At 56.8% G+C, this 8960-nt stretch carries 5 protein-coding genes; 1 reads left to right on the forward strand and 4 read right to left on the reverse strand.

The genetic code is table 11. From position 1 onward, the window contains the following. Window positions 1–196 precede the first annotated feature (196 nt). Window positions 197–1501, forward strand: coding sequence for a nitrate/sulfonate/bicarbonate ABC transporter ATP-binding protein (locus VFE46_14990; protein HZZ29302.1), 1305 nt, complete (start codon window positions 197–199; stop codon window positions 1499–1501). A gap of 39 nt (window positions 1502–1540) precedes the next feature. On the opposite strand, the gene VFE46_14995 is transcribed toward VFE46_14990, so the two are convergent. The 4 genes from VFE46_14995 to priA form a co-directional block, all read right to left on the reverse strand. Continuing rightward, window positions 1541–3382: a pilus assembly protein TadG-related protein gene (locus VFE46_14995; protein HZZ29303.1), complete on the reverse strand. Its 1842-nt coding sequence runs from the start codon at window positions 3380–3382 to the stop codon at window positions 1541–1543. Window positions 3383–3753: 371 nt separating this feature from the next. Next, window positions 3754–4239, reverse strand: coding sequence for a ribonuclease HI (gene rnhA / locus VFE46_15000; protein HZZ29304.1), 486 nt, complete (start codon window positions 4237–4239; stop codon window positions 3754–3756). A gap of 221 nt (window positions 4240–4460) precedes the next feature. Then, on the reverse strand, window positions 4461–6335 hold the full coding sequence (locus VFE46_15005) for an ATP-binding protein (GenBank protein ID HZZ29305.1): 1875 nt from the start codon (window positions 6333–6335) through the stop codon (window positions 4461–4463). 146 nt (window positions 6336–6481) lie between these two features. After that, entirely contained in the window at window positions 6482–8770 is a 2289-nt protein-coding gene (gene priA / locus VFE46_15010) for a primosomal protein N' (protein HZZ29306.1), read from the reverse strand. Between the last annotated feature and the right edge of the window lie 190 nt (window positions 8771–8960).

Consider the following 8960-nt stretch of genomic DNA (forward strand, 5'->3'; position numbering starts at 1 on the left):
CCGTTGTTAGCAGCCAGTGTGTTGATGATGGCGATTATGGTGGTTGCTTTTAATCGGACGGTGTGGCGGCGATTGTATGAGTTGGCCGAGCGGCGGTATTCTTTGAGCAAGTAAACGGGGAGAGAATGCGGAGTGGGGAATGCGGAATGGGAAGTAAAGCAGAATCCAGATTGATGAGTGATGCACGATGAGTTCGATGAGCGCTACCACCGTGATCGAGCAACCGGCCGTGCGGTTGTGCGAGGCCAGGGGCATTTCGCACGAGTTTCCCCAGCCCAACGGACAGGCGCTATTGGTGTTGGACAACATTACGCTGGCCATTCAGCCGAACGAAATCGTAGCGCTATTGGGCCCCTCAGGCTGCGGTAAATCGACCATTTTGCGAATTCTGGCGGGACTGATTCGGCCCACGCACGGCGAAGTTTTATACCACGGGCAGCCGTTGAACGGATTGAACCCCGGCGCGGCGATTGTGTTCCAAAGTTTCGCGCTATATCCGTGGCTCACGGTCACGCAAAACATCGAAGTGGTATTAGCCGCCGCCAACGTGGCGCCCACTGAGGCGAAAAGCCGTGCAGAGCGGGTGATTCGCATGGTCGGCTTGGCCGGCTTTGAGGAAGCTTACCCGCGCGAACTTTCCGGCGGCATGAAACAGCGCGTGGGCATGGCGCGGGCGCTGTCGGTTGATCCGGAAATATTGTTCATGGACGAGCCCTTCAGCCATGTCGATGCTTTGACGGCGGAAAGCTTGCGGGCGGAAATTGTCGACATTTGGGCGGCGCTGGATAAAAATCCGTCTTCAATTTTAATGGTCAGTCACGACATTAAAGAGGTTGTGTACATGGCAGATCGGATTGTCGTGCTGGGGGCGAATCCGGGCCGGCTGCGAACCATTTTGGAAAACAAATTGCCGCGGCCGCGAAATTATCGATCGTACGAATTTAACGCGCTGGTCGATCAACTGCACGAAATTATCACGGGGAAGGAATTGCCTGACCAGCCGCCGGTGATGTCGCGGTCCGGCTTGCCCTCGATGGAGCCGTTGCCGGAAACCAGCTCGAGCGAGATAGTGGGGTTATTGGAATATTTGGATGCGCGCGGCGGGCAGGAAGAGTTGTTCCGCATTGCCGCGGATACACACCGGGAGTTCGGAGATATTATTAAAACAGTTCGTGCCGCTGAAATGCTGGAATTTGTCGATACGCCCAAGCGGATGGTCGTGCTCGATACGGCGGGACGAAAATTCTTAAGCGGCACCGCCGAGCAGCGGCAGGAAATTTGGCGCGAGCAACTTTTGAAGTTGCGGCTGTTCCGTGAAATTTACGACGCCATCCTGCGGCAGCCGGAGCATAAAGTGCATCAGGATTTCGTGGAGGAAACCATCATTCTTCGCTTGCCGCAAGAGAACCACGAGAAGACGTTCCAAACTTTCGTCCGTTGGGCGCGGTTCGGCAATTTGCTAGCCTACGACGAAAACACGCAGGAACTGTCGCTGCAGTGAAGCGCCGCCAAGCGCCAGCACTGCAGCGCACCTTTCCTTTTATTGCACCAAATGCACCTGCGGATTATCGATGATGCTATCCAGCAGGCTCGTCATTTCCGTTTCGTATGTCGATGGATCGCCGCTGGTGCGCGGGGCCTGGCCGTTGGTGTCGGCCGTGCCGCCCGTGCGGGCCATGCGATCCATGAAGTCGTAATCGGCCGCCAAGCCCAAGGCGAGCGCGTAAACGCTCATGACGGAACTTCCGCTGCCCATGGTGCTGGTCGTGCTTCCCGCTTGCATCGCGGCGGCGGTCATCAACGCGGCATCGCTCGGATAATCGCTGCTGTCGCCATAGTAATTGGAAACACCATTGTACGTGCTGGGGTTGGAGGCTTCGTACGAGCTCACCGTGGAGTTGCTGCTGTCTTTCAAGTTCGCCACACCGTCGGTCAGCAGGATCACAATTTTTTGCGTGTTCTCTCGGCCTGTGCCTCCCTGGCTGGCGGGCTTGATGAGATTATAAGCCTGCACCAAACCCTCTTCGGTGTCGGTGCTGTTGCTGTTTTCGCCGACGGCCTGCATTGTGGCGGCGCTGGTCATCGCGGAAGCATAATCGGTAGTGAGCGCCACGCGAGTTTTCACGCCGCCGGTTTTATCGAACGTGACGACCGACACCCAGTCTTTTTGATTGTTATCGGTGATGTTTGAATTTTTACTCTTCACTTCCTGAATGCCCGCGATTACCGAGCGACGTTCCGAGTGGGTTGGCTGCTCGTCCGGCGGGAAACTAAAGCTCGTGCCGCCCACGCTTTCAGAGTGATAGGGGCAATTCGAGTTGCTCACCGAAAGCTCTCCGTAATCGCCATTGCTGTCGACCGTTTGATCGCGACCGCCCTGCTCCATCAACCAAGAGACGTAAGTGCGGTAGCCAATCACGTAACTGCTGTTGGCAGTGATGTAAGATAAATACGCCTGCCAATAGTTGTAGCTGGAACTATTGCTGCTTAGCGGCGTCGGCTTGGCTTTCGGCATGATCGAGGCCACTTGGTTGTCGATCATCCATTTGTAAGCTTTCGTTTGACGTGTGCTGGACGAATCGGTGCTCAACATGCGGTAGGTCGAAGAAATGCTGTTGCTCGACAGCGGCCCAGTTTTTGAATACAGGCCGTGCGAGCCGGAACTGCTCCACGTGGCGCTGGAATCGACCGGCGATCCAATTTTTTGTGTCGTGCCCGGATACGTGGTCGCGAAATTGAAGTCGTTAAACACTTCCTGCATCATCGAGCTGTACGTGCTGGAATAGCCGGAGCTGCGGTAAGAGGCGCTGCTGCCGTAGCCGGTCACCGTATCGTCGTTCATAGACCCCGACAAGTCGACCACGAAGCAAATGTCGCGCGGATTGCCAATGGCAATCGACGAAACCGGAATGTTGAAGGAGTTCAATCCCAGCACGCGGCCGAAAAATGTTCGATTCGCACCGGTGCTGTTATCTCGCCGCACGGTAATTTTCACCGCATTGCTGGCGGTGCCGCTGGAGGTAAACTTGCGTGCTGTGCTGTCCCAGGTTCCGTATTGCACGTCGGCATTGGCCAGCGTAACCGGCGTGCCCGCCGCCTTATGGTAAGCGGCGTATGTTTGCGCGGCCGTTGTCATCGCCGTTTGCGTGCCCGACATGTTCGCAGCGGCAGCCATGGCGGCGCTGTCGGCTGCGGATTGCAGCTGCGTTTGCACCAGCATCATATAGCCGACATCGACGCCGAAGGCCACAAACCCCAGCATGATGACCATCAAAAACGCGGACAGCACGGTGATGATCCCGCGCCGCGAATGGTTTGGTTTGCCCAACGTGACGCACACACCGGTGGCAGAAAACGAGACGCAGTTTGCAGAACTATTCATAAACATCTCCCACGGTTTGCGCCAGATGATCCAGTGACGGGGTTCAGCGGGTTCAAGCAACAACAGAGTAGTTTTTGCACGCCCTCGACCCTGGCCTGAAAAGCGGGGCGGCCTGATTCGAGTGCGACGATAAGCTCGGTCGATACAACTCTGCTTCACAAATACCCGGCTGTCAAATTTCTACGTTGTCGCTGGAAATAAGGATGACAAAGCCTCATTTTTTTCGCGTCTGCGGCGTTGCCAAAAAACAACACGTGCGTTTTACACTGCACGCTGTGTGAAGCAGCGCTGCCCACGGACAACGGAGTGCACGGTCATCGCCCGTGTTGCCGGACCGAAGTGCGCTTTAGGCGGCCACGCAAGAATTCGGCCTAGCGTCTGGGCAAGAACTTTTGGTAAGCCGCTACGGCCAGCTCATCGCAGCGGTCGTTTTCCGGATGCCCGCTATGGCCGGCCACACGATGAAACTTTAATTGATGCGCGGCTACCAATACATCCAATCGCTGCCAGAGTTCAAGATTTTTCACCTCGCCTAGCTTTCCGCGCGAATCGACTTTGCGCTTCCAGCCGTTGGCTTTCCATTTGGCCATCCATTGCAGGAGTCCTTGGCGCACGTATTCGCTGTCGGTGAATAAATCGACTTGCGACGTTTTTTTCAGCGCCTCGAGGCCACGAATCACGGCCAGCAATTCCATCCGATTGTTCGTCGTCAGCGCTTCGGCCCCGGCATGCTCCATTTCTTTTCCCGACGCCGGATGCCGTAAAATGAATGCCCAACCACCGGGCCCCGGATTGCCGCTGCAGGCCCCGTCGGTAAACAAATGCACAACGGGCAATGGCAATGTGGCGCTGGGCATGGCAATCTAAATTAACCGCGGAGACGCAGAGCCGCGGAGAGGCAGGAAATTCGAAGAGCGGAATTCGAATGGCGAATGAGACTCCAAGTTCCAAATTCCAATGACCAATAATCCAATGCGAGATTTCATTTGGAATTTAATTGGCACGACGGCTTGCCAGTTCGCTTCATTCTTCATTGTCTTCTCTGCGTCTCCGCGTCTCTGCGCCTTTGCGGTTCAAATTAGCGTTCCACGCCGGGAGCGGCCGGCACGGTGCGCTCCAAGGAGCGTTGTATTTCGTGGCGGCGGGGACGCATCAGTTCTTCCATGTTGTCCGTCACCGCGGCATCCAGCTGCGGTTGTCCGGCACAGGTGAACGGCAAGCGAACGGTGAAGGTGCTGCCGCGGCCAATTTGGCTTTCGACAGAAACCTCGCCCCCCAGCAGTTTGCACAGCTCCTTCACAATCGACAAGCCCAAGCCGGTGCCGGAATGCTCACGGGTAATGGCATCGCCCTGGGCCATGGCAGCCGATCCTTGGCGGAACTTTTCGAAAATGACCACCTGATCTTCCTCGGCAATGCCCACGCCGGTGTCGGAGACCACGAACAACAACTCACCGGGGTCGGGATCGTGCTTGGCGCGCACCGAAATGCGGCCCCCCTCGGGCGTGAACTTAATGGCATTGGACAGCAAGTTGCTAAGGATTTGCTGCACCTTAGCCTGGTCTTGAAACAGCTCGGGAAGTCCCGGCTCCACGTCGATTTCCAAATCGATGTTTTTGCGCTCGGTTTGTGGCCGGAAGAAATCGCACTGGGCCTGAATTACGTTGTCGATGCGAAAATCGGACAAGCGGATTTCCATTTTGCCGCTTTCGATTTTCGCCAGGTCTAAAATATCGTTGATCATGTCCAGCAGCACGCGGCCCGATTTCTGAATGTTTTGCACGTAGCGGCGCTGCTTGTCGTCGAGCGATTTAATGGAATCCAGCACTTCCGAAAAGCCGATAATGCTGTTCAACGGCGTACGCAGCTCGTGGCTCATCGTGGCCAAAAAGTCGCTTTTCAGGCGGTTCATTTCGTACAGCCGCATGTTGGTTTGCGCCAGCTCATCCACTTTGACATCCAATGCCGCATTGGCGTGCTTAATTTCTTCCTGCGTGCTCACCAGGTGCCGCACCATTTTATTGAATGCCATGCCCAACTCTTCAAATTCGTCGGCGGTGTGAATTTCGGCTCGGGCTTCCATATTTCCCCGGGCGATTTCATCACTGATGTCGCGCAGGTGCTTCAGCGGCTTGACAACCACGTACCGTACAATGGCATAGGCCGCGATCATCGCCAGAAAAACGGTAATAATGGCAGTCGCCAGGAAGATCGCCCGATTGTTGTTCAGCGCGTCTTGCGTGGTCGCGTCGGAAACCTTCACCCGCACCACGCCCATCAAATCTCCCTCTTGAATCGGCGGCACTTCCGCCAGTCCCGAGGCGCCCAAAATAACCGATTGGCTATTTCCTACATGGCAAAAGACGCACTTAGGGCCCATGCGAATCGGCTGATAATAGTAGTACTCCGCTTGGTCAGGTGGCCGATAATCGAAGAATTCCTGCGTGTGGCCATTTTCGTCGGGCGTGGGGGACGGGGCATTGGCGAACTTTTCCAGCACCTGGCTGTCGAGCATGGTTTCCGGCAAATTTTCCGGCTTAGGATTAGTCAGCCACAACAAGCGCGTACCAAATTGTTGGCCGGTACGAGTGCGGTCTGCGGCCGTGCTGCCCGTAGAGGTTTCCGCGCCGGAATCGAGGTCTTTGCTGAGAATATCTCGCGCAAGCTCATTGATTAAATCCAATTCGCCTTGTGTCTGGCTGTTGACCTTTCCGTTGGAACCGCGATTGGAATCCAACAATTTAATGTACTTCCAATGCTCCTCGATCAAGATAGCGCGCACCAAATACTGGCAGTTATTGCGCGTGTTCTGAAACACCAAATCTTCGGTCCGGCTGCCGTACCACCAAAAACTGCCGCCGATGAGCGTCAGCAAGCACACGGCAAACAGCACCAGGCACTTCAACTCCAGCCGAGTTTCGCCCAGCACACGTTTGACGCCGCGGTAAGACATGAAAAAAAAGGCGCGGGATTAGGGGTGAGGGTCGAGGGAAAAAAAGCGACTACCGCTTTAAAAAACTGGCGTCGTCCGCTTCCGCCTTAGCATGTCTTTCATTTTACGGCCCTTCTTAGCTCCGAACCAGAGCAATCCCGCCTGGCTCACAGCATATCCAGCGGATCAACGTCGGCGGTCCACAAAATGTTTTCCGGAACTTCCAGGCCTGCGGTTGCCTGCCGAATGATCGTTCGCAATTGGTCGCCGTCGGCACTTTGCAGTTGCAAGTGAAATCGATGCTGCCCGCGAAGTTTGGCGAACGGCGCGGCGGCGGGGCCCAGCACTCGAATTTCAGAATCGGGCCCCAGGCGCAAAATCGTTTCGCGCAACCGCTCACCCATGTATTGGGCGAAGGCTTTTGTTTGCTCGTGCGAAGCGCCGCGGATTACCAGGCGAATCATGGTTGTTATGGGCGGATATCCGTGCGCCACCCGCAACGGCAATTCCTGGCCGGCAAAGGCGCGAAAATCGTGCTTCACCGCGGCGCGAATGGCCGGATGATCGGGACTGAATGTTTGCACCAGCACGCGTCCCCCTTTTTCGCCGCGCCCCGTCCGGCCGGCCACTTGCGTCACTAATTGAAAGGTCCGCTCGGCGGCGCGAAAATCGGGTAAATGCAGCGCCGTGTCGGCATTGATGACCCCCACCAGCGTGACGTTGGGAAAATCCAATCCCTTGGCAATCATTTGCGTGCCCAGCAAAATTTGCACTTTGCCTTCGCGAAATGCGGCCAAGGCCCGGTCGTGGCTGCCTGGCGCTTTCATGGCGTCGGTATCCATCCGCAATACTTCCACGCCGCGGAAGCGTGCCCGAATTTCCGCTTCCAATTTCTGCGTTCCCAGGCCACGAAAGTGAATGCCGTGGGCGTGACATTCCGGGCACTCGCTGGGCACGCCTTCGTGATAATCGCAATAGTGGCACAAGGCCATGTCTTCGCTGCGATGATGCGTCATCGGCAAATCGCAATGTGGGCAGCGCACCACGTGGCCGCAGGCCGGGCACTGAATGTGCGTGGCAAAGCCGCGGCGGTTGAGCAGCAGCATGACTTGCCCACCCTCGCGCAGCGCCGCTTCAATCGCCTGGTGCATTTGCCGAGAAACGGCTCCCCGCGAATGCCGGCTATGAAATTCGTTGCGCAAATCAATTGTGCCGACCGCCGGCAGCGAGCGTCCGACCACGCGCCGCGGCATTTCGACCAAATGGTACTCCTCCTGCTCCGCCCGATACCAACTTTCCAGCGACGGCGTGGCCGAAGCCAGCACCAGCGGCACGTTTTCTTCCCGTGCTCGCCACAAAGCCACCTCGCGCGCATGATAACGAGGCGCCGTATCTTGCTTGAACGAGCCTTCGTGCTCCTCATCCAGAATGATCAATCCCAAGTGCGGCACGGGAGCAAACACCGCGCTGCGGGCCCCCACCACAACTTGCACTTCCCCCTGGGCGATGCGTTCCCAATGCCAGTGCCGCTGGGCATCGCGCAGGTGGCTGTGCAATACGGCCACCCGATCGAAGCGGGCGCGAAAGCGTTCGCGAGTTTGCGGCGTGAGGCTAATTTCCGGAACCAAAACAATCGCCTGGCGACCGTAGCTGATGACTTCTTGAATCGCCTGAATGTACACTTCGGTTTTGCCGCTGCCGGTGACCCCGTGGATCAGAATGGTTTCGTGCTGTGGTTGGCGCAGCGGATGCAAAATAGCCGCCAGCGCTGCTTGTTGATCGGGATTGAGCTGCAAATGCGCCTGCCGGGCGACGGGAGGCTCGTGCTGCGATTCGGCGCTGATCCGCGCGGTGGTCGCTTTCAAAATGCCTTTGCGGCGCAAAGCGGTAATCGGCCCGGGCGTGCATTTCAGCGCTAAGGCCAATTGCCGTGGCTCCAGGGGATGAGGGCTGGCGGCCACATAGCGGACAATTTCCAATTGTTTTTTGGAAAGCTTGGCCTCGGGGAGTTTTTCTTTGGCATCTGGCGCCAGCGACAGCAGCGTAATTCTTCGCGTTCCCGCCTGGCTGCGCACGCCGGCCGGCAACACGGCTTCCAATGCTTCGGCCCAGCTGCACAAATAATGCTCGGCCATCCACTGCGTAAGCCGAATCATGGTGGCGGAAAGCAGCGTGCGCTCGTCGGTCACTTCGGACAGCGGTTTTAACCGGCGTTGAATATCGCGCCGAGTTTCCAACTTTACGCAATACCCGGTGACCAACCGGTTGGCGCGACCGAACGGCGCCCGCACTCGGCGGCCAACTTCCACTCGGTCGCGCAAGGTGTCTGGCACGCTGTAATCGAACGTTTTTTCCACCCCGCCGAGAAACACCACCGTGGCCACCAACTGCTCGCCGGCGGCATCCAATTCCCACGGCGCGGGTTCGAGTTCAAACAGTGGCTGTTGATGCGACATCGCGAATTTGACGGACTTATGCAGCGCTGATAAACCACGCTATAACTACATTAGATACGATATCTCCATAACTGTCCATTAGTTCACTTTGCCTCCCTTTGCCTCCCCGAGGGCGGTGCGAGGAAAACGATGCGCTTGGGTTTATTCGGCGGCAGTTTCGATCCGGTACATTACGGCCATTTAGTTTTGG

Source organism: Pirellulales bacterium (assembly GCA_035656635.1).
In the GTDB taxonomy this organism is placed as follows: Bacteria; Planctomycetota; Planctomycetia; order Pirellulales; family JADZDJ01; genus DATJYL01.